At 60.7% G+C, this 21,008-nt stretch carries 22 protein-coding genes; 8 read left to right on the top strand and 14 right to left on the bottom strand.

Annotated features, from left to right (window positions below; genetic code table 11):
* Nucleotides 1–65: 65 nt before the first annotated feature.
* The 8 genes from ASD32_RS23425 to ASD32_RS23390 form a co-directional block, all read right to left on the bottom strand.
* Nucleotides 66–404, bottom strand: a complete 339-nt coding sequence (locus ASD32_RS23425) for a hypothetical protein (RefSeq protein ID WP_244490247.1) — start codon at nucleotides 402–404, stop codon at nucleotides 66–68.
* Nucleotides 405–420: 16 nt separating this feature from the next.
* On the bottom strand, nucleotides 421–1,401 hold the full coding sequence (locus ASD32_RS23420) for a methyltetrahydrofolate cobalamin methyltransferase (protein ID WP_060640445.1): 981 nt from the start codon (nucleotides 1,399–1,401) through the stop codon (nucleotides 421–423).
* A 94-nt stretch (nucleotides 1,402–1,495) separates the two neighbouring features.
* Nucleotides 1,496–2,590, bottom strand: a complete 1,095-nt coding sequence (locus ASD32_RS23415) for a methylenetetrahydrofolate reductase (protein WP_060640444.1) — start codon at nucleotides 2,588–2,590, stop codon at nucleotides 1,496–1,498.
* 2 nt (nucleotides 2,591–2,592) lie between these two features.
* On the bottom strand, nucleotides 2,593–3,174 hold the full coding sequence (locus ASD32_RS23410) for a methylenetetrahydrofolate reductase C-terminal domain-containing protein (RefSeq protein WP_060640443.1): 582 nt from the start codon (nucleotides 3,172–3,174) through the stop codon (nucleotides 2,593–2,595).
* Nucleotides 3,167–3,469, bottom strand: a complete 303-nt coding sequence (locus ASD32_RS23405; protein WP_060640442.1) for a virulence factor — start codon at nucleotides 3,467–3,469, stop codon at nucleotides 3,167–3,169. The genes ASD32_RS23410 and ASD32_RS23405 overlap by 8 nt, the downstream gene beginning before the upstream one ends.
* A 112-nt stretch (nucleotides 3,470–3,581) precedes the next feature.
* Complete coding sequence (locus tag ASD32_RS23400) at nucleotides 3,582–4,358, bottom strand: formyl transferase (RefSeq protein ID WP_060640513.1); 777 nt, start codon at nucleotides 4,356–4,358, stop codon at nucleotides 3,582–3,584.
* Nucleotides 4,359–4,378: 20 nt separating this feature from the next.
* Nucleotides 4,379–5,017: an exopolysaccharide biosynthesis protein gene (locus ASD32_RS23395; protein WP_060640441.1), complete on the bottom strand. Its 639-nt coding sequence runs from the start codon at nucleotides 5,015–5,017 to the stop codon at nucleotides 4,379–4,381.
* Between the two features lie 141 nt (nucleotides 5,018–5,158).
* Nucleotides 5,159–5,779, bottom strand: coding sequence for a DUF1638 domain-containing protein (locus ASD32_RS23390; protein ID WP_060640440.1), 621 nt, complete (start codon nucleotides 5,777–5,779; stop codon nucleotides 5,159–5,161).
* 35 nt (nucleotides 5,780–5,814) lie between these two features.
* Here ASD32_RS23390 and ASD32_RS23385 point away from each other — a divergent pair, with 35 nt between their 5' ends.
* The gene (locus ASD32_RS23385) at nucleotides 5,815–5,973 is read left to right on the top strand and encodes a hypothetical protein (RefSeq protein WP_060640439.1); all 159 of its coding nucleotides are present in this window, start codon (nucleotides 5,815–5,817) and stop codon (nucleotides 5,971–5,973) included.
* 78 nt (nucleotides 5,974–6,051) lie between these two features.
* Here ASD32_RS23385 and ASD32_RS23380 read toward each other — a convergent pair whose 3' ends face one another.
* Nucleotides 6,052–6,750: a B12-binding domain-containing protein gene (locus ASD32_RS23380; protein ID WP_060640438.1), complete on the bottom strand. Its 699-nt coding sequence runs from the start codon at nucleotides 6,748–6,750 to the stop codon at nucleotides 6,052–6,054.
* Between the two features lie 368 nt (nucleotides 6,751–7,118).
* Here ASD32_RS23380 and ASD32_RS23375 point away from each other — a divergent pair, with 368 nt between their 5' ends.
* The 5 genes from ASD32_RS23375 to ASD32_RS23355 all read left to right on the top strand — a co-directional run bounded on the left by ASD32_RS23375 (nucleotide 7,119) and on the right by ASD32_RS23355 (nucleotide 13,036).
* Nucleotides 7,119–8,690 carry a trimethylamine methyltransferase family protein gene (locus tag ASD32_RS23375; RefSeq protein ID WP_060640437.1) on the top strand — a complete coding sequence of 524 codons (1,572 nt, stop codon included), beginning with the start codon at nucleotides 7,119–7,121 and terminating at the stop codon, nucleotides 8,688–8,690.
* Nucleotides 8,691–8,797: 107 nt separating this feature from the next.
* On the top strand, nucleotides 8,798–9,499 hold the full coding sequence (locus ASD32_RS23370) for a 4Fe-4S dicluster domain-containing protein (RefSeq protein ID WP_060640436.1): 702 nt from the start codon (nucleotides 8,798–8,800) through the stop codon (nucleotides 9,497–9,499).
* A gap of 109 nt (nucleotides 9,500–9,608) precedes the next feature.
* Nucleotides 9,609–10,334, top strand: a complete 726-nt coding sequence (locus tag ASD32_RS23365; RefSeq protein WP_060640512.1) for a phosphodiester glycosidase family protein — start codon at nucleotides 9,609–9,611, stop codon at nucleotides 10,332–10,334.
* Nucleotides 10,335–10,406: 72 nt separating this feature from the next.
* Nucleotides 10,407–10,928 carry a sigma-70 family RNA polymerase sigma factor gene (locus ASD32_RS23360; RefSeq protein ID WP_060640435.1) on the top strand — a complete coding sequence of 174 codons (522 nt, stop codon included), beginning with the start codon at nucleotides 10,407–10,409 and terminating at the stop codon, nucleotides 10,926–10,928.
* Nucleotides 10,928–13,036: a VWA domain-containing protein gene (locus tag ASD32_RS23355; protein WP_060640434.1), complete on the top strand. Its 2,109-nt coding sequence runs from the start codon at nucleotides 10,928–10,930 to the stop codon at nucleotides 13,034–13,036. Before ASD32_RS23360 ends, ASD32_RS23355 begins: the two co-directional genes overlap by 1 nt.
* A 78-nt stretch (nucleotides 13,037–13,114) precedes the next feature.
* Here ASD32_RS23355 and ASD32_RS23350 read toward each other — a convergent pair whose 3' ends face one another.
* On the bottom strand, nucleotides 13,115–13,462 hold the full coding sequence (locus ASD32_RS23350) for a hypothetical protein (protein WP_060640433.1): 348 nt from the start codon (nucleotides 13,460–13,462) through the stop codon (nucleotides 13,115–13,117).
* Nucleotides 13,463–13,655: 193 nt separating this feature from the next.
* Here ASD32_RS23350 and ASD32_RS23345 point away from each other — a divergent pair, with 193 nt between their 5' ends.
* Entirely contained in the window at nucleotides 13,656–14,675 is a 1,020-nt protein-coding gene (locus ASD32_RS23345) for a hypothetical protein (protein ID WP_060640432.1), read from the top strand.
* 66 nt (nucleotides 14,676–14,741) lie between these two features.
* On the opposite strand, the gene bmt is transcribed toward ASD32_RS23345, so the two are convergent.
* The gene (gene bmt / locus ASD32_RS23340; RefSeq protein ID WP_060640431.1) at nucleotides 14,742–15,761 is read right to left on the bottom strand and encodes a betaine--homocysteine S-methyltransferase; all 1,020 of its coding nucleotides are present in this window, start codon (nucleotides 15,759–15,761) and stop codon (nucleotides 14,742–14,744) included.
* 80 nt (nucleotides 15,762–15,841) lie between these two features.
* Nucleotides 15,842–17,167 carry an O-antigen ligase gene (locus ASD32_RS23335; RefSeq protein WP_060640430.1) on the bottom strand — a complete coding sequence of 442 codons (1,326 nt, stop codon included), beginning with the start codon at nucleotides 17,165–17,167 and terminating at the stop codon, nucleotides 15,842–15,844.
* A gap of 353 nt (nucleotides 17,168–17,520) precedes the next feature.
* On the opposite strand from ASD32_RS23335, the gene ASD32_RS23330 reads away from it, so the two are divergent.
* Nucleotides 17,521–18,807 carry an acyltransferase gene (locus ASD32_RS23330; RefSeq protein WP_060640429.1) on the top strand — a complete coding sequence of 429 codons (1,287 nt, stop codon included), beginning with the start codon at nucleotides 17,521–17,523 and terminating at the stop codon, nucleotides 18,805–18,807.
* 12 nt (nucleotides 18,808–18,819) lie between these two features.
* On the opposite strand, the gene ASD32_RS23325 is transcribed toward ASD32_RS23330, so the two are convergent.
* Entirely contained in the window at nucleotides 18,820–19,863 is a 1,044-nt protein-coding gene (locus tag ASD32_RS23325) for a glycine betaine/L-proline ABC transporter ATP-binding protein (protein ID WP_060640428.1), read from the bottom strand.
* Complete coding sequence (locus ASD32_RS23320) at nucleotides 19,856–20,764, bottom strand: proline/glycine betaine ABC transporter permease (RefSeq protein ID WP_060640427.1); 909 nt, start codon at nucleotides 20,762–20,764, stop codon at nucleotides 19,856–19,858. The genes ASD32_RS23325 and ASD32_RS23320 overlap by 8 nt, the downstream gene beginning before the upstream one ends.
* Nucleotides 20,765–21,008: the final 244 nt, after the last annotated feature.

Raw genomic sequence — 21,008 nt, 5'->3', positions numbered from 1 at the left:
CAGGACGAGGGGATCGCTTTTGTTTTCCTGGGCGGACACGGTCAGTTCATCCTATGCAGTTTGGCCTATTCGCTGAGCCGCTGCGCATTGGCGCGGACCCGCTTGCCATATGGTTTCAGTGCCGCAACGGCGACCCGGTCGGAGGCTCCGGCAAGGCCGGCGCAGGTCCCGGTGGCCAGCGCGGTGGCCGCGATCATGCCTTCGTTGACCATCGCGACGCTGACGGCCATGACGCTTTCCGTGGCGGCCGAAAGCTTCTCGGTGATCATCCGGCTGACTTCCGCCGTGCCGCTCGCGGACCCGCCCGAAAGCGCGAAATCCTGCATGCGCGAGGATATGACCATCGGGGCCTGAAACCAGAGGCTGGCGAACTCGTCGATGAGATCGGCACTGAAAAACATCATGTCTCTTTTCTGGCGGTTATTCCGCCTTTTCACCGGCAGGCTCTTCAGCCCTTGCTCCGGCGCGTCCAGCACGGCCACCGCGGCGGCCACTGGAGGCGCCGGGTGCTGCTGCGGCCGGGGCCGCATGGCCACCCGCCGGATTGTGATCGCGATAGGTCATGATCCAGGTGCCGCAATTCTGGTCGGTCCCGTTCAAGACATTGGCCGCGCGAACGGCTTCCATTTCCTGCGGACGGCAGGGATTCATGATCGCCGACGTCATGCCCGCACCGATCACCATGGGGATGAAGCCGGCATTGATGCCGTGGCGATGCGGCAGGCCAAACGAGATGTTCGACAGACCGCAGGTGGTGTTGACCTTCAGTTCGTTGCGCAGACGGTGCAGAAGCGCAAAGACCTGGCGGCCGGCATCGCCGAGCGCGCCGATCGGCATGACCAGCGGATCGACCACGATGTCGTGCGGCTTGATACCATAATCCATGGCCCGTTCGACAATTTTCTTCGCAACTGCGAAACGAACGTCCGGATCCATCGAAATGCCGGTTTCATCGTTGGAAATCGCGACCACCGGAACGTCGTATTTCTTGCAGAGCGGCAGGATGGCCTCGAGTTTTTCTTCCTCGCCGGTCACCGAGTTGACCAGAGGGCGGCCCTTGGCGACCTTCAGCGCGGCCTCGATGGCGGCCGAGACGGAACTGTCGATCGACAGCGGCACGTCGACCAGGCCCTGGACGATTTCCAGCGTGCGCACCAAAAGGGCAGGCTCGGTCTCGTTCGGATTGACGGAGGTGACACCGGCATTGACGTCGAGCATGGTGGCGCCCGCCGCCACCTGTTCGAGCGCATCCTTGATCACCGTGTCGAAATTGCCTTCGATCATCTCGGCGGCCAGTTTCTTGCGGCCGGTCGGGTTGATGCGTTCACCGATGACGCAGAAGGGCTGGTCGAAGCCGATGATGATTTCGCGGGTGGCGGAAGCAACGATGGTGCGGGTCATGTCTGATCCTTCGGGTCGGTGAGCGCTGCTTGATCGGCGCCGGGATGGTTGGTCAAAGGCAGGGCTTGAGGGCCGCACCACAGATGCTTTTTATTCAATGCTGCCGGTGCGCTGCGACGTCGGCCATTTCCTCTTGGTTTTCCTGCTTGCCGTCGCGGATCGCGTCGAGCCTTTCGGCAACGCGGCTGTCGCCGGGATTGGCTTCGCGCGTCCAGGGCGTGCGGCCTTTGAGGACGCCGGATTCATGGACGATCTCGGCGACATATTCTTCCTGCCGGTAGGCCATCACATGCAAGCCGGAAACGCCCTTGATCTCCTTCACCTCGTTGATGATGTCGATGCAGAGCTGCTTGCCTTCCTTCTTCTGATCCTGCGCGCCTTCCAGCCGCTTGATGATCGCGTCCGGAATATGGATGCCCGGCACGTTGTTGCGGATCCAGTTGGCTGTCTTGGCGGATGCCAGCGGACCGACGCCGACGAGGATGAAGCATTTTTCATCGAAGCCGAGATCGCGCACCTTGTTCATGTAGTCGCGGAACATCGGCACGTCGAAACAGTACTGGCTCTGAACGAACTGGGCACCGGCCTCGATCTTCTTGCCGAGCCGGTAGGGGCGGAAATCATAGGGCGGCGCGAAGGGGTTGATCGCCGCACCCAGAAAGACCTGCGGCGGTGTGGTCAGCTTGCGGCCCGACAGGAACTTCGAATTGTCGCGCATGACGCGCACCGTCTCCAGCAGCGACATGCAGTCGAGGTCGAAGACGGGTTTGGCGCCCGGCTGGTCGCCGGCCTGGACGCCATCGCCCGTCAGGCACATGATATTGGCAACGCCCATGGCGGCGGCACCCAGAACGTCGCCCTGGATGGCGATGCGGTTCTTGTCGCGGCAGGCGATCTGCATGATCGGCGCATAGCCCATTCGGGTCAAAAGCGCGCAGATGCCGACGGAGGACATATGGCAGTTGGCACCGGAGGCATCGACCGCATTGATGCCGTCGACCCAGCCCTCGAAGATTGCGGCCCGCTCGTAGACGTCTTCCGGGTTGGCGCTGTCGGGCGGGTTGAGTTCGGCGGTAACGGCGAATTCGCCGCGGCGCAGAACGCGCTCCAGCCGGCCGCGCGAGGAATGGCCGGGCAGGGGATCGAGCGGGAGATGGCGGCCAAGCGGATTTTCGTCGATATGGGCCATGCTCAGGCGTCCTTTGCAGCGGCAGCGGCGGCTTCGCGGGCTTCGGCGGCCTGCGCGGTGACGCGCAGCCAGGACGAGGTTTCGCGCAGCGACTGATTGACGGGTTTCTGCACGTTCAGGATCGCGTCTCCCTTGACCATGTTGCGCGAGCCCTCCCAGGCCTTGACCCAGACACAGGGCATATCAGGCTCGACCTCGCAATTGCCGTTGGCGCGCACGCCGCCGCAGGGGCCGTTGCGCAGCTGCTTGGGGCAGTTCATCGGGCAGGACATGCCGGTCGATGACAGAGCGCACTGGCCGCACATGCGACAGTCGAACAACAGGCCTTTGACATTACGCTCGATGAAGGTGACCGGCGCTTCCACGCGATTGTAGCCGATGGCCTTCCACAGGGGATGCAGCAGCAGGAAGACGTCGGCGAAGCGGTGATAGAACCATTCGAGGAACCGCGAATGGCGAACGGCCCACAGCCGGATCGTATAGCTGCGGCGCGAACGGCGGTTGGGCGAAACGCTGGCGGGCGTATAGGCGCCGGTGGCGGCCTTTTTCGCAGGCGCGGCATTGCCGGGTTTTGCGTCAGCCATTGTCTTTGCCGCCGGATTTGACCAGGGCGACCAGGCGCTCCCTGTCATAGGCCGCTTCCAGCTCGGCTGCGGCCTTATCGGCCTCTGCCTCGAGGTCGTCGGAGACCGGTGTCGGGTCGGCCTTGCGCCATTCCGCCAGATAGTCGCCGCTGTCGGCAGCGCCGGTTCGCATGGCGCACATATCGATGGCTTCGGTAAAGCGCAGGGTCAGCTCGCGCTTGGCGGTCTTGCGGCCCTGCTTGATGATGACCTGCGCCGGAATATCGCGCCAGTAAACGATAATGCGATCTGCCATATGCCCGAATTCTCCTCTTGCCCGACAATGCGCATCTTGCCACGTCATGGCTCACCTTGGCACGACGCGCGTCATGCTCAAAAGCGACTTGTCCCCGGCGTTGGCACTATAACTACCAGATGCCGCGTGAGAAGCCATTCCAGAGCCATGTCCAGATCGGCGGGTGATACCATTGGCGGGAATTGCCGTTTGGCGGCAGAGGTTTGAGATTGTCCGAAAGCGCATCCTCGACGGCGCTGAGGACAATGCCGGTGGACGCTGCCGTCTGCAGCAGCGGATAGGTGTGCATCGTGTCGTTTTTCGACGGCGTCATGCGCGACTGGTAGAGAATGCCACCGGTATCGACACCGGCATCGACCAGGTGCATGGTCGCACCGAAATTTGCCTCGTCATTTTCAACGCGTGCCCAATATCCGCCCATCAGGCCACGATATTGGGGATTGATGCCGGCATGGAAATTGATGACCGGGCAGGGCATGGCTGCCAGCGTCGTGACGGAGAGCATGCGGCAGCTGACGAGAAAGACGACTGCCGGGCTGATGGCGCGGATCTGTTCGACTGCCTCCGGCGTGTTGATCGAATCAACCGCGATCACAGGAATGGCCGGATTTTCACGGTCATCGGCCTTGTAGTCACCCAGAATTTCCGCGCTGCGGGTCTCGGTCAAACGCTTGCCGAACCTTGAGGCTGCCATGGTGGCAAACTGACCGGCGGCTGTGATCGGCCCCAGCTTGCGGATGCGGCGCTTGAGAAAGAGCTTTTTTGATTCCGGCTGTTCCAAGAGAACGGTCACATCGCCAAAATGGCTTTCGATCGCATTGATCAGGATCTGGGGATTGCGGCCGCCGGCCGTGACGATGACGATCTTCCGGTTGGCGGGTGAGCTCATGTCGGTGATCACCGTCCGTCTCAGATCATGAAGGCGAGGACTGCGCCGGCGGCGAGGATGACGCTGGCGGCGACAGCAAGCGAAATGATGCCGATCAGGGCGCCTGCCACAAGTCCCAGTTCATCCCGCTCCATATGGGCAAAGCCGATCACGGCGAGCGCGAAAGCCGGCAGCCAGTTGCCGAAGGGAATGGGCAGGAAGATCACCACCGCCAGGACAAGCGCCAGAAGGCCGATCAGCCGTTCGGCCAGACGGCTGCCCAAAAACCAGCCACGCGGCCTGATCAGCGTTTCGGCGCGCTGGAGCCAGGGCGAAATGCGGTTGACGAAGACGAAGAACGTAGCGTTGTCAAAGGCATAGTCGCCCATGCGTTTCGGCAGCCAGATGCGGCTGCGCCGGGAGGCAAACATCTGCCAGGCGACGAAAATCAGCGGCAGGCCGAGAATGAAGGTGGCACCCGGCGGCAGCGGGATGAGGTTGGGAAGGGCAAAGACGACGAGGAAGGCACCGAAGGAGCGGTCTTCCATGGCAATCGCAAGGTCGCGCAAGGTAATTTTCGAACCGGCATTGAGCGACAGATTGCGCAGGAGCTGGGACAATTGCTGCGGATGGTGGCTCTGTGCCCTTGCCGGAAGGTCCGTTGCGAAAATGTCCGTCATCCCCGTCACCTATTCTTGTGGTTGTTCGGGCGACTTTGACGGCAGGCCGTTACGATGCACTTAAATCAAATGCAGCGCTTGAAGCAAAATTGTGAGCAAGGCTAACAGAAGGTTTCCAGATGCCAGAAGGTTTCAGGGCGCTTAAGCGTGCAGAAGTGCGGGTGTCAGGTCGCCGTAACCGGTAAACCGGTATTCATAGTCAAGCCCCAGCATTCCGGCGGCCTTGCGGGCCTTTTCCTGCAGCTTTTCGTCTTCTACCTGCGAGAGATAGATGAGCTTCTTGTAATGGCCGAAATACATGTCGCGCAATTCCGGATGGCGATCGAGGCCGAGCGGTTCGATGACGAACGCCTCGAATTGGCGGGCCAGGAAATCCGTCAGGAAAAACGACGTGAAATCCTCGTCCCACCCGGCCTCGAAGGCGGCATTGCCGGCGAAAAAGGAAAAACAGTGCGGTCCGGCGATGCGCTCGACCTTTTCCTCTTCGCAAAGCCTGTCAAGCAACCCGCCGGTGCCGCAGTCGGCATAGGCGACGAAGATGCGGCCGAAGCCTTCGGCGCGGGCCTTGTCGATGGCGGATTTGATGCCGGGCGTGATCTTGTCGGGGGTATTGTGCCAGATGGCGGGAAGACAGGCGAGGTCGATATGGCCGAGTTTATTGGCTTCGCAGACGGCCAGAATTTCACGGGCAATCGCGCCACACGCAATGACGTGAACTTTTTCCGTTTTCGTGCGTTCCATAGCCGAAGATCTTTCTTCCATGCCAACGTTATCCGTCACAATAAGGAACCCGACCCATGACCGCAAAGACAATCGCCACAATCGGTCTCGTGCTTTTTTCCGTCACCACGCTCGCTTCGTGCGGCAATACCATTCGCGGCATGGGTGCTGATGCAGCCAATACCGTGGATGCGACCCAGGATGCCGGCCGCAAGGTCGATCGCGCTGCCAACTAAACGGTTGGGTTCGATATAAGAAAACCGGCCGCGCTGTTCATCAGCGCGGCCGGTTTTTGCATGCTCAAATTCGCTTGATCAGGCGCCGGCCAGCTGATTGTGCTTGCGCTTCATGAATTCCTTGGCTGTTTCGACGGCAACAGCCGCGTCACGGCAATAGGCATCGGCGCCGACAGCCTTGCCGAATTCCTCGTTCAGCGGTGCGCCGCCGACCAGGATGACATAGTCGTCGCGCATGCCCTTTTCCTTCATCGTGTCGATCACGACCTTCATGTAAGGCATGGTCGTGGTCAAAAGGGCGGACATGCCGAGGATATCCGGCTTTTCGCGCTCGATCGCGTCGAGATAGTTCTCGACGGGGTTGTTGATGCCGAGATCGATGACGTCGAAACCCGCACCTTCCATCATCATGCCGACCAGATTCTTGCCGATGTCGTGGATATCGCCCTTGACGGTGCCGATGACCATCTTGCCCTGTTTTGGTGCGCCGGTGGCGGCGAGAAGCGGGCGCAGGATGAACATGCCGGCCTTCATGGCATTGGCCGAAAGAAGCACTTCGGGAACGAACAGGATGCCATCGCGGAAATCGACGCCGACGATCCGCATGCCTTCGACCAGTGCCTGGGTGAGGATGTCGTAGGGAACCCAGCCGCGCTTCAACAGAATGTTGGTCGCGTCCTCGATCTCTTCCTTCATGCCGTCATAGAGATCGTCGTGCATCTGCTGCACGAGTTCGTCGTCGGAAAGATCCTCGAGAATGATTTCGTCGTCTGCCATGATGGTTTTCCTCGGTTCCTGGCGCTGTCAGGCTCAAACCTCCCCGACGCAGCTACTATACTTAGCTTTACCGGCGGCAAAAGCTCTTTTCGAAAGCGACGCCGCATACGATGAAAAACGACGGCAGGGCGATCGCTCCGCTTCACCACTCGCCGCATTGGGTAAAACAGTCTATTGCCTGATGCCGAGGCTAGAAAATATGATATCGGCACTGAAGACCTGCTGGGCCCTTGAAGCCGGATCAGGTTGCGCGCGCGATCGTGTTCGAGTTGCGCCACCCGTTGGCGCATTGAGAACCGTTCGGATGTGAAGGCTTGGTAGCATAGGCTCGAGATGTGCGCCGGTGAGGCGCGGGAGAGGACAAAGACATGGCAGATGTGACCGAGCAAACGGAAGATACCGGCGGACGCCGTTCGCGCGGCGAGGGCCGGGGGGCCGCAGCCCGCCGTGCTTCGCGCACCGGCGGCGGCGCACCGCCATCGCTTCCCTATATCACCCGCAAAATTCGCGAGTATGAGGTTCTCGACGAGGAAGGCCTGGCGCTGATCGAGGCCAATGCCGACCTTATCCTCGAGGAAATCGGCATTGAGTTCCGCGATGACGAAGAGGCACTGGCATTGTGGAAACAGGCCGGAGCCGATGTGCGCGGGCAGCGCGTGCATTTCCCCAAGGGCCTGTGCCGTCAGCTGTTGAAAACCGCGCCGTCCACCTTCACCTGGCATGCGCGCAACCCTGAGCGCAACGTCCAGATCGGCGGCAAGGCGACGGTGTTCGCACCGGTCTACGGCCCTCCCTTCGTGCGCGATCTCGAAGGCCAGCGCCGCTATGCGACGATCGAGGATTTCCGCAATTTCGTGAAGCTCGCCTATATGGCGCCGTCGATGCATTCGTCCGGCGGCACGGTCTGCGAGCCGGTCGATATCCCGGTCAACAAGCGCCATCTCGACATGGTCTACAGCCATATCAAATATTCCGACAAGCCGTTCATGGGCTCAGTGACGGCGCCGGAACGCGCCGAAGACACGATCGCCATGGCCAAGCTGGTGTTCGGCGACGAATTCGTCGAAAACAACTGCGTTACCCTCAACCTGATCAATGCCAACTCGCCGATGGTTTTCGACGAAACGATGGTCGGCGCCTTGAAGGTCTATGCACGGCACAATCAGGCCTGTGTTGTCTCGCCGTTCATTCTGTCCGGCGCCATGAGCCCGGTGACGGTTGCGGGAACGCTGACGCAGATTCTTGCCGAAGTGCTGGCCGGTGCCGCCTTCACGCAGCTGATCCGGCCGGGTGCGCCGGTGCTGTTCGGCACGTTTGCGGCCTCGATTTCCATGCAATCGGGCGCGCCGACCTTTGGCACGCCGGAGCCGTCGCTGGTGTCCTATGGCGCAGCCCAGCTTGCCCGCCGCCTCGGCCTGCCGTTTAGAACCGGTGGCTCGCTCTGCGGGTCGAAGGTTCCAGATGCCCAGGCAGCCCACGAATCGGCCAACACGCTGAACATGACGCTGCTTGCCGGCACGAACTTCGTCCTGCACGCCGCCGGCTGGCTCGAAGGCGGTCTGGTCTCGTCCTATGAAAAGTTCATGATCGATCAGGACCAGCTTGGCATGATGCAGAAAATGGCCGAGGGCGTGGACCTGTCCGTGGATGCGCAGGCGCTCGACGCCATCCGCGAAGTCGGCCCCGGCAGCCACTATCTCGGCTGCGCCCATACGCAGGCCAATTTCCAGACGGCGTTCTACCGTTCGGCACTCGCCGACAACAATTCGTTCGAACAGTGGGAAATCGAGGGCGAGAAGCGCGTCGAGCAGCGCGCCAATGCGCTCGCCCGCAGCTGGCTGGAACATTACGAGCGCCCGCCGCTCGATGCCGCGATCGACGAGGCCCTGCTCGATTTCATCGCCAAGAAGAAGGATTCGATGCCCGACGCCTTCACTTGAAGAGAGCCCGAACAAGCCAGGGAGCAAGGCGGAGCGGCGCAAGTAGCAGACTTCATCCAAAAGGAAGTCTGGCGCCCACATTACGACAGGCAGGGGCCGAAACCGAAATGAGCGGTCCCGTGGCATCCAGCGATGTCTTGAACGAACTCCGTGCAGCGCTTGCGCCGCACGGAGTTTTTTTGCGCGGAACGGTCTCGTTTGCCGACGGCGAACCGGCACCTGTGCTGACCAACGGGCAGGCGGCCAGAACCATTGTCCTCATGGGAAACATCGGGGGCTCGATCTGGCCGGCCTTTGAGCGCTGGCGCAAGGGTCTTCCGGATCGCGGCGGGGACAATCCGCTGGATCTCTGGTCGAAAACGGTGATCACGCCTGTGGCACGGCAACTCGGCGCCACCGCTTATTTTCCGTCCGATCCGCCCTTTCAGCCGTTCCAGCAATGGGCGATGCGGGCGGAAGGGCTGAAGGCGTCGCCGCTCGGCATTCTCATTCATCCTGACTATGGCCTGTGGCATGGATATCGCGGCGCTCTCGGTTTCGACCGTCATCTTGTGGCGGATACTTCCGTCAGTCAGAGTCATCCCTGCGACCACTGTCTCGACAAGCCGTGCCTTTCAACCTGTCCGGCAAACGCCATTCTCGCGGCAGGATTCCAGGTTATGCCGTGCCGTACCCACCTGAAAAGCTTGGTGGGCCAAGCCGGGTGCATGCAGACCGGCTGCATCGCCCGCAACGCCTGTCCGGCCGGCAGCACCTATCGCTACAGTGCACAACAGCTGCGTTTTCATATGGATGCGCTGGGTTTATAGAGTGTCTGCCTCCATTTTGCTGTTGTCGCGCGACAGGATCGTGTGCGTGTGACATGAGGTGAGCATGTTTGGTTCTTTATCGTACGCAGCTGTCAGCATCGGACTGGCCATGACCGCATCCATACTTGCCGCCGGGAAAGCCGAGGCCGCCTGCCGTAAGGTTATGCACCTGACGCAGAGCTATGCCGTCTGCAGCTTCGATCCGGCCGCGAGCGACATCCGCATCGTTCATAGCGGCCGCGATGGCCAGCCTTATGGCGGCTTTGAACCGCTTCTGCGCGATCTGCGCCAAGAGGGCGAGTACCTGGAATTTGCCATGAACGGCGGCATGTACGAGCGTGACCTGTCATCGGTCGGGCTGCTCGTGACGGATGGTATCGAGCGCAAGGCGCTCGACCGGGGACATAGCTGGGGCAATTTCTATCTGAAGCCCAATGGCGTGTTCTTCCTGGAAAAGGGCCGGGCCGGTGTGCTCGAAACCGAGGCCTATGTGGATGCGGCGATGAAGCCCGATTTTGCCACCCAATCCGGACCGATGCTTGTCATCGACGGTCAATTGCATCCGGCGTTTCTGCCGCAAAGCGACAGCCTGCAGATCCGCAATGGTGCCGGCGTCGATCAGAACGGCATGGCAATCTTCGCCATGTCGCTGCAGCCGGTACGCTTCCATGATTTCGCGACGCTGTTTCGCGACGGACTCGGTTGCACCAATGCGCTGTTTCTGGATGGGTCGATCTCCAGCCTGTTTTCACCGGCACTCGATCGCTACGACAATATCCATCCCATGGGGCCGATCATCGCTGTGACGCGAAAAATGCCGGGCTTGCAAAAATAATGTCGATCCGGCCCAAGGATTGGCCAAGACCGAACGTCTCATACTTAATTGCAATGGAACCGGGCGGCGAATTTGGATGAGGACCTGATCGAACGGGCGCAAAACGGCGACCGGCATGCCTTCGGCCTGCTGGTGGAGCGGCACTATGATTTCGTCCATTCCATCGCCTGGCGCTGGTCCGGTCATGCCGTCGATGCCGAGGATATCGCCCAGACGGTGTGCCTGAAGCTTGCTCAGGCGATCCGGACCTTTCGCGGCGCCAGCCGTTTTCGCACCTGGCTTTATACGCTGACCGTGAATGCGGCGCGCGACCACCAGAGAAGCCAGTCGCGCGAACGGCGCAATGCTGCAAACTACCTTGCCGACCCGACCAGCGACGCCGCCAACGACAACCACGATCAGGCCGAGGCGCTTTGGGCGGCCGTGCGGCAATTGCCGGAAAAACAGGGCGACGCCGTGCTGCTCGTCTATGGCGAGGGATTGTCGCATGCTGGCGCTGGAGATGTCATGGGATGTTCGGAGGCAACCGTGTCCTGGCATGTGCATGAAGCCCGCAAGCGTTTGAAAATCCTGCTCGGCAGGGAGACGGTGTGATGAACGACGATCTGAAAAACCTGGGTCGGATGCGCCCGCCAGAGCCTTCGCAGGCGGCACGCGCCCGTGCGCTGTCGCTGGCGCGGGCCGCCTATGACGAAGCCGGAAATACTGCGCAGGCCACCCAAGGAAATGCCGCTGGCCGGCGTCGAAGCTCCATGATCAACAGACTATGGAGTTCCGTCATGAACAGAAAATTCCTCTCAGGTTCGGCCCTTGCGACGTTTCTGGTGGTGCCAGCCGCCGCTTTTCTCACGCTGGAGCTGACGCGGCAGGGTTTGCCGGTGGCGACAGGGGAACAGCAGGTCGAGCCGGCAACCGGCGTTCAGGCACAACAGACTGACGCAAAGACAATGGCGCCGGCGAAACCCTTAACCGAATCCACGTCAGAGACGCTCGCTGAGCGGAGCAAGACGGCAGCCGAGCCTTCCGGCACCCTGGCTGATCAGGTTGCCGAAAAATTGGCGGTCGAACGGGAAGCGCGGCGCAAAGGCGGTATTAAAGTCATGATCGGCAACCCGGCAGCCGAGCCTGCACAGCAGGAGGCCGAATTCGACGCGGCGCGCCAGTCGCTGAGTAAGCAATCTGCGGCACCGCCTGCGATCGCGACGCAATCGATGGCCGGTGGATCGGGTGCCGGCATCATGCGGTCACCCGCACCGGTCGATACCCTCGCGCAACCGGCGGAAAACCGGGACCGGTTCACTTCGGTGGACGCCAATCCGGTCAAATCCGTCGCCACCGATCCGGTCTCCACCTTCTCGGCCGATGTCGATACGGCGTCCTATTCGCTGGTGCGCAGGTCGTTGATGGCCGGGCAGATGCCGGACCGCGACAGCGTGCGGGTCGAGGAGATGATCAATTATTTCCCCTATGACTGGCCGGGTCCAGACAGCAAGGATGCGCCGTTCAAGGCCACCGTCACAGTCCTTCCGACACCGTGGAATACGCATACGCGGCTGATGCATGTGGCGATCAAGGGGTACGATGTGGCTCCGGCCACCGCGCCGCGTGCCAATCTGGTTTTCCTGATCGATGTCTCCGGCTCGATGGACGAGCCGGACAAGCTGCCGCTCCTGAAAAGCGCGTTCCGGCTTCTGGTGGAGAAACTGAAACCGGAAGATACCGTCTCCATCGTTACCTATGCCGGCAATGCCGGCACGGTGCTTGAGCCGACAGCGATCAGGGACAAGGCGAAGATCCGGACGGCGATCGACACGCTGCAGCCGGGCGGCTCGACGGCCGGTGCGCAAGGGCTTGAGGCGGCCTATGATCTGGCCCAGCAGGCTTTCGTCAAGGGTGGCGTCAACCGGGTCATGCTGGCGACCGACGGCGATTTCAATGTCGGTCCGTCGAGCGATGAGGCGTTGAAGGCGACGATCGAGGCCAAGCGCAAGAGCGGCATCTTCCTGTCGGTGCTCGGCTTTGGCCGGGGGAACTACAACGATGCGCTGATGCAGACGCTGGCGCAGAACGGCAATGGCACCGCCGCCTATATCGATACGCTGGCCGAAGCGCAGAAGTCACTGGTCGAGGAGGCGGGATCGTCGCTCTTTCCGATTGCCAAGGATGTGAAATTCCAGGTGGAGTTCAACCCCGATCAAATCGCCGAATACCGGCTGATCGGCTATGAGACCCGCGCGCTGAAGCGGGAGGATTTCAACAATGACAAGGTGGATGCCGGCGATATCGGCTCCGGCCACCGCGTCACCGCTGTTTACGAGATCACGCCGAAGGGGAGCCCGGCGGTATTGAACGACGACCTGCGCTATGGCGCGGCGCCAGCGCAGGCAACTCAGCCATCCGGCGAGCTGGCATTCCTGAAAATCCGCTACAAGCAGCCGGATAGCGAGACAAGCAAGCTCATCACCACGCCGGTGACGGAAAGCAATGCGGTGGCTACGCTTGCTCAGGCTGGCGAGGATATCCGCTTCTCCATCGCCGTCGCGGCCTTTGGCCAGAAGCTGCGCGGAACGGATGCCGTATCCGCCTATCCCTATCGTTCGATCCTCGACCTTGCGTCCGGCGCAAGGGGTGGCGATGCCTATGGCTACCGGGCGGAATTCCTCAATCTGGTGCGGCTCGCCAAAAGCCTCAGCGGAGAGTGAGGCACCGGTTTGGATGGTAGCAAACGCCCTCTGGTCAAACGGAGGGAGTCTTGCGTTCAGCCGATGGCTCTCATGCATTCACGCTTTCGGATAGGCCTTTTCCAGTCCGCCGGAACGCACCAGGCCTGTGCGAAGTGCCTGGTAGGCCGCATGCTGGCTGGATTTGGCCGCCTCCATCAGCCGGATCTGCAGCCGAGCAGGGGCGTTCGACCCCAGCCATTCGCCGAGTTTTTCGAGCTTGAGGGAATTCAGCAATTTCGCGGTCGAGGCCAGATCGAGCTGGCGGTACAGGCTTTCGATCAGGTTTTCATCCTGTGCGGCATTTTCCATCAGCAGCAACAGATAGGATTTCTCGCTGTCGCCAAGAGCTGCCAGCTTTTCGGCAACGGCATCGCGGGCGGGAAACGGGGCGGCTGTACCGTTCATCTCTTGGCTTTCTCTCGTGATCGGCGGGTCAATTGTGAGGAACTTTACGGGCCGAGGCTGGGGCAAAACTGGATTGAGGCGCGGCAAGCAAGGCTGGCACATCCTTGGCAGTGCTAATAAAGCAATGTTCTGGTCCCATAAGCGGCGGATTTGCCGAAAAGGCGTCCGGGCGTCTTCAGGGACGGAGAGACCAGTGGCCCAGCTTTCGATCTGCATGCCCAGCAACCGGCCTCTGACGACATCGCGCGCTGCGATCGAGAGTGCGCTCGCCTATGCCGGGAAAACCGGCGCGAAACTGATCGTGTCCGACAATTCCCGTGATCCGGAAAAGCGGGCGTTTCTTCAAAACCGTTCGGCCGATCTGGTCTATCATTGTTCACAAAGCGCAGATGCGTCCGGCAATTGGCTGGAAGCGATGTCGCTGGCTGATACGCCGTTCCTGCTGCCGATGGGGGACGACGATGAAATCCATTTCAGCGCCGGCGAAACACAGGTCGATCTGTCGTCGCTGCCGCAGGACGTGGCGGGTATTCGTCCGCAAACGCAGATCTGGACGGCTGCAGGCGGGGTCTGCCAGACGGAGCGCTATACGATCGATGCGCCAAATCCTGCCGAACGGTTGCAGGAATTCTCCCGCAAGGTGATGGGCAATAACAGCATATTCTACAGCATATACCGGACGAGCACGTTCGTGCCGTTGCTCCAGTTCTTCACCCGCGCACATCCGACCAGGGGCGGCTATTGCGACTGGAGCCTGTCTTTCGCACTGATCGCCAGCGGCCGGATGATCCATGATCCGTCGCTGATCTACCGCTACGATCTCGGCAAATGGGTGACGGAAAGCGGCATCGCCGCCGCCTCAAGCGATCTTTATGAAAAGGCGGGACTGCCTGCGGACAGTGAAAAATATGCCGCTCTCCTGCGTTTCCTCGACATCCACATACTGGCGCTTCGCCGCTCGCTGCAATTCACTGCAGCGGAGCGCGGCGAGGTGCTGTTGATGAACGGACGGCTCGCCATGGCGGAATTCTTAAAGAGCGTGCGGACCAATGCTCAAGTTTATGACGAGGTGGTGGTCTATCTCGCCGGACTGATCGAGCAGGAGCGCAATATCGATTCGATATTTCATCTGGCGTTGATGATGACGGATCGCATCAAGCCGGGCCTGAAGGATGGCTATATCCGCTTCTTCCAGGCTGCTGCCACGGCCTGAAACAAAGAGAGCCTAAAAATCATCCGATTTTCAGGCTCCCTGATTTTGGGCGTAGGTCGAGATGTCTCAGCCGCGGCGGCGGCTTCCGCGTTCGCGGGCCGGGGCCGAGGGGCCTTCGTTGGCGGTCTTGTTGCGCATCGGGCCGATGCGCTCGACGATGGTTTCAACGGTCGGCCGTTCGCCCGGCACGTAGCTGTCGAGCGCCACGCGCATCGCGGCCAGATGCTCGCACGAGGTGCCGCAGCAACCGCCGATGATTTTTGCGCCGGCATCGCGGGCAAGACGGGCATAGTCGGCCATCAGCGGCGGCGTGCCGGAATAATAGATTTCCGAGCCGCGGAATTCCGGAATGCCGCAATTGCCCTTGATGATGATATTGGCCTCCGGGTTGGCATCGGTCATGTCGAGCAGCGACGACAGGATGTCGGACGCGCCGACGCCGCAATTGGCGCCGGTTGCAACCGGACCGCTGCCAATGTCCTGGGCGACCGCGAACATATCCTTCGGATGCAGGCCCATCATGGTCTTGCCGGCCGTGTCGAACGAACCGGTATAGACATAGGGCAGTCCGACCTTGACGGCGGCTTCTGCGGCCGCACGGATTTCGTCTGCGGCCGACATGGTTTCGATCCAGGCGACTTCGGCGCCGCCGGCCTTCAGACCCTCGATCTGCTCGACGAATGCTTCGACCGCATCCTCATAGCTCATGGCGCCCAGCGGGATCAGCAACTCGCCGGTCGGGCCGACCGAACCGGCCGTGATCACCTTGCGCGGCGCCTTGTCGGCAACGGCACGGGCGATTTCGGCTGCGCGCTTGTTGAGATCGTAGACGCGATCCTGGGCCTGGTGCAGTTTCAGGCGGTGGCGCGTGCCGCCGAAGGAATTGGTGAGGATGATGTCGGCGCCGGCATCGACGAAATCCTGATGCAGCTTGGTGATGTTGTCAGGCTTGGCTTCGTTCCAGAGTTCCGGGGCCTCGCCCGCTTCCAGACCCATCGCAAACAGCGAGGTTCCGGTCGCACCGTCGGCGAGAAGCACGCCTTTTTCGGCGAGCAGGTCGGAAAGCGGATTGGCGTGCACGGTCATGGGAAATCCTGATCTCATCGGGTTTTCCAATCATATAAAGATATCCTTATATGATTGCAACCCTGCAAAACCGGATGTTCTCAATCCGCACTGCGCCGCAGATTGCAATGCGCTGCCATGTTCAGGCCGAAAACCGCCAGCGCCAGCAGCATCCATTGCGGATCGGCGCGGTTGAGGATGAAGGATTCCATCATGCCGTTATAGGTCATGAAGATGATGACCATCATGCAGAACTCGGAGAAATTGCGGCTGCCGCTACGGCGGGCGGCGCGCAGATAGTCGATGAGCGGCTTGACGAACAGAAGCAGGATCATCACCGCCCCGCCGGGAATACCGAAGGTCAAGAGCGCATCGAGAAAGGTATTATGCGCCGATACGATGCCGCGTACGTCCCAATCCGCTTCGACATTGGCTTCCATGCCGCGAATGACCGGGGATTGCCAGAAGCTGGCATAGCCATGGCCGAACCAGGGATGGGCGGCAATGCTCTCGGACGCAAACTGCCAGATCGCATCGCGGCCGGTGAAGGTCGGATCCTCCAGAACGGCTGCCGTCATGGCGTGCAAACCGGGCGAGTAGATCGTGCCGACAGTCAGGCAGGTAACGAGCGCGGCGAAACACAGGTGCACGGCGACGATGGCCCCGGCGCTGCGGATGGCGCTGCCGCACAGCACGATGCCGATTGCCAGCGGCAGGAAACCGATCGTCGTCTTCGAGCCGGTATGCAGAACGAAGATGACGGCAAGCAATGTGATCGCCCAGCCGCGCAACCGCGCGCCGGAGCGAAGGCAGTAGATGCCGAACATGGCGAGCACCGAAAAGACCGGGGCCGACACGTTCTTGTGGGAGAGATGGCCGCGCCAATAGCCGGCATGCCAGGACTCCAGCGCAGACGCCTGATGGATCGCTCTTTCGGGCAGGAGAACAAGGGCGGCATAATTGATGACGAGCAGGAGCAGCACCGCGTTGGCACAGGCCTCGACAAATTCCTTCTCGCTGCGTGGCAAGACCAGCACGCCGGCAACGATGAGCATGGCGACCAGGCTGAGCGTCACGCCGCGCGCCGAAGCGGCCGGATCATAGGATTGCATGCAGGAGAAATAGGCGATGGCAAAAATGATCAGCCAGCTCGGCGAGACCAGTTGCAGCAAGGTGCGCGGGGCAACGGTGGCCAGCATGAAGAAAATGAACAGGGCGCCGAGCCCGATATAGCCGATCTGGTTGACGACATTCGCCGTCGTCCCGGGATTGCCGTCAGATACGACGTCGCCCATGAACGGATTGAGACTGAAGATCATGATGAACAGGCCAAAGCCCGACAGGAATGTCGTTGCAGCCCGCATCATTGCTGCGGCCCCTTCGGGCGCTGCCTGCGGTATGATGGTTCTGGCGTCTGCTTGGCGCAAGGCGGTTATCCGTGGCTGGCGGCGAAGAGGCTGGCGGCTTTTGCCATTCATCCACCGCCCAGAGCGATCCGGACCCGGCTGCGCGGCGCGCGTCTGAAAGCGGTTCTGGATTGCAGCTCGCACAGTGCCTCGACAGGGTTAAATCGCGGTAAAGACCGGTCCTGCCGTTCATCCAGATGTCTGCAATCGCCGCGCTTAGCGATCGAATTCGTTTACCTATCTGCCGGATTTACAATGCGGGTTCCCCTCCGGTTAACGCAAAATTTCGGGGCGTTGCCTAACGCTCGCCCGATCCTTTTTTTCGTGCGCGCTGCGTGCGCATGGTTTGCGTCGTCGATGGAGCAAAGAGCATCATGACCAGTTCCGAAATCCGCAATCCTGCCGCCGCAACATCGGGTGGTGCTCAGAACCCATCGCGGGTTCGCTTCGCGGTGCTGGATTCGTGGCGCGGGATTTGCGCGCTGCTGGTTGCGATCATGCACTTTCCAGCCTCCGGGCCGCTGTCGGAAAGCCTCATCATCCGCAATGCCTATCTGTTCGTGGATTATTTTTTCGTTCTGTCCGGTTTTGTCATCGCGCACCGGTACCGTTCCAGCATTTCCAGCCGCGCTGCCTATCTGCGCTTTGCGATCGTGCGGCTCGGCCGCGTGTATCCGCTCCATCTTGCCGTGCTTGCGGTGTTTGTTGCTTTCGAATTGTTGAGGCTGACGGTCCCGGCGCTTCGGGGTGACGGCGCAGCGCCATTTTCCGACGGCAACACAATAGGCGAGCTGATCAACAGCCTGCTGCTTTTGAACGGGGCCGGCATGGATGTGCGCCTGACCTGGAACAGCCCGAGCTGGAGCATTTCGGCGGAGGTCTGGACCTATTTTCTGTTCGGTCTTGCCGTGCTTACGCTTGGCCGGCGCCACTGGATCGTGTTCATTCCGGTGATTGCGGCCGGCATGGCGGCGATCTATGCCTGGTCGCCGGACCATATGGACACGACATGGCATCTCGGCCTTGTCCGTTGCCTCTACGGTTTTTCGCTGGGCGCGCTGCTCTATCATTTCCTCGGGCCGGTGCTGGTCGCCCATCACCTCAGGGCATCTTCGCCACGCGTCACGTCTCTTTGGGCAACAGGCGTGGAATTGCTGACGCTGGCTGCGATCCTCGGCTTTGTCGCGCTGGCCGGCAAGGGAGCGGTCAACATTCTTGCGCCATTCGTGTTTGCGCTGGCCATCTGCGTGTTCAGCTATGAAGGCGGCGCGCTCAGCCGCTTGCTGAACCGCCGGATTTTCCTGTGGCTCGGGACATTATCCTACGGCATCTACATGGTGCACATCTTCGTGCAGGCCCGCATGATCAATGCGGCCAGCCTTGTCGAGAAGCTGACGGGACAGGCATTTGTCGGCCCGTTTTCGATCGGGCAGGAGGCGTTCTTCGGGTTTGGCGTTCGCGGCGCGGCGTTCGGCGTGGTCATGACCATGGTGATGGTCATTCTCGTCGTCGTGACGGCGCTCGTGGCGCATTTTCTGATTGAAAAGCCCGGTATCCGCCTGTCGAAGGCGATCGCCGATCGGGTGGGCGGCGAGACCCGCGCGGAAGCGACGGGCAAAAAGGGGGCGGGACAGGCCGGTTTGTCCGCCCTGTCCCGGTGAGTAAGGCAGACGTCAGGCTGCCTGCAACTCGTGGCTGATCGGCGTCACCATGGCGGAAATGATCGTGCCGAGATCGATCGAGCCGACCGGGCGGCCATTGCCATCGACGACATGGGCCACATTCTGATTGGCCAGCGTCATCATCCGGGCCGCACTTTCCAGCACGGTTCCGATCGTCACAGGCATGCCTTCCGGGTTGCCCGAGAGCGGCTTCATGATGGTTTCGACATTGATGACCCGGCCGCGGTTCACTTCCTTGACGAAGGCCGTGATGTACTCGTCCGCAGGCTTCAACACGATGTCCTGGCCGGTTCCCTGCTGGATGACCTTGCCGTCGCGCAGGATGGCGATCTTATCGCCGAGCCTCAGCGCCTCGTCGAGATCGTGGGTGATGAAGACAACGGTCTTCTTCAGTTCCTTCTGCAGGTCGAGCAGCACCGTCTGCATGTCGACACGGATGAGCGGATCAAGCGCCGAATAGGCTTCGTCCATCAAAAGAATGTCGGCATCGTTGGTGAGCGCGCGGGCAAGTCCGACGCGCTGCTGCATGCCGCCCGAAAGCTGGTTGGGATAGTGATTCTCGAACCCCTTGAGGCCGACCCGCTCGATCCAGCCCTGTGCCCGCTTGCGGCTTTCCGCCTCTGGCACGCCCTGGATTTCCAGGCCGTAGACGGTGTTTTCGATGATGGTTCTGTGCGGCAGGAGCGCAAATTTCTGGAACACCATCGCCGTCTTGTGACGCCGGAATTCGCGCAGGGCGTTTTCGTTCATCTTGCAGACGTCGACGCCGTCATAGAGCACTTCGCCGGCGGTCGGATCAATCAGGCGGTTGATGTGGCGGATCAGCGTCGATTTGCCCGAACCGGACAGGCCCATGACCACCATGACGCCACCGGCGGGCATGGAGATGTTGATATCCTGCAGGCCGAGAACATGACCGTGCTTTTCATTGAGCTCGGTCTTTCCGAGCCCGGCCTTGACCTGATCGACATAGTCACGGCCGCGCGGTCCGAAGATCTTGTAGAGGTTCTTCACCTCGATTGCGTGACTAGCCATGGATCACCTCCGAATGCTTTTGCAGGCGCCTGCCGTAAGCTTGGCTGGTGCGGTCAAAAATGATGGCGATTGCAACAAGTGCAAACCCGTTGAAGAAGCCGACGGTGAAGAACTGATTGTTGATCGCCTGGAGGACGTTGCGGCCAAGACCGCCGACGCCGACCATGGATGCGACCACGACCATGGCGAGCGACATCATGATGGTCTGGTTGATGCCGGCCATGATGGTGGGCAGCGCCAGCGGCATCTGAACGTTTTTCAGCCGCTGCCAGGGGGAGGACCCAAATGCGTCGGCCGCTTCCAGCACTTCCTTGTCGACCAGCCTGATCCCGAGATTGGTAAGGCGGATCATCGGCGGCACGGCGTAGATAACGACGGCGATCAGACCTGGGACTTTGCCGATACCGAAGATCATCACCACTGGAATGAGGTAAACGAAGCTCGGCATCGTTTGCATGACGTCGAGGATCGGGTTGATGATTGACTGGGCGCGCTCGGAGCGGGCCATCAGGATACCGATGGGAATACCGACGATGATGGCGATGAACGTACAGACCGTGACCATGGCCAGGGTCACCATCGTGTCGTTCCACAGGCCGACAAGGCCGATCAGGAGCATGGAGACGATGGTGCCGATGGTGATCCGCATATCGCGGCTGCCGTAATAGACGATCGCGACCATAACGGCCAGAATGATGATCCAGGGCGAGCTTACGAACAGCTTTTCAAGAAAATTCAAGAATACCTGGAGCGGCTGGACGAGAGCGTCGATAATATTGACATATTCGCGCACGAGGGCCTTGAAGCCGTCATCGATGCTTTTGCGCGCCATTCGTATCGTCGTGTCGTCGATCGCCGGAAATTTACAAAGCAGATCTGGCAAGTAACTGCATATTGCCATGTCGTTCCCCTTTTTGCCGGAAGTTTTATAGTGCCGGCCACGTCGTCAGGCCGTTAGGCCTTCGCGCAGACTTGGGTGGTTTCTCCGAACCCCGGCATGTCGAAAATGTGACAGCTTTTCATCACAAGCGACTATGCCGTTTGCGACGATTTTCGTTTTCTTATCCCGTATCTGACGGAAATACCGGCGGCATTTCGGGTCGCCGGCATCGGGATCGACTGTCTTGCGGTGTCATGGCAGCATT

The sequence above is a fragment of the Rhizobium sp. Root483D2 genome, from assembly GCF_001426685.1.
Classification (GTDB): domain Bacteria; phylum Pseudomonadota; class Alphaproteobacteria; order Rhizobiales; family Rhizobiaceae; genus Pararhizobium; species Pararhizobium qamdonense.
The sequence above is the reverse complement of the archived record's forward strand: the minus strand, read 5'-3'. Positions and strand labels throughout refer to the sequence as shown.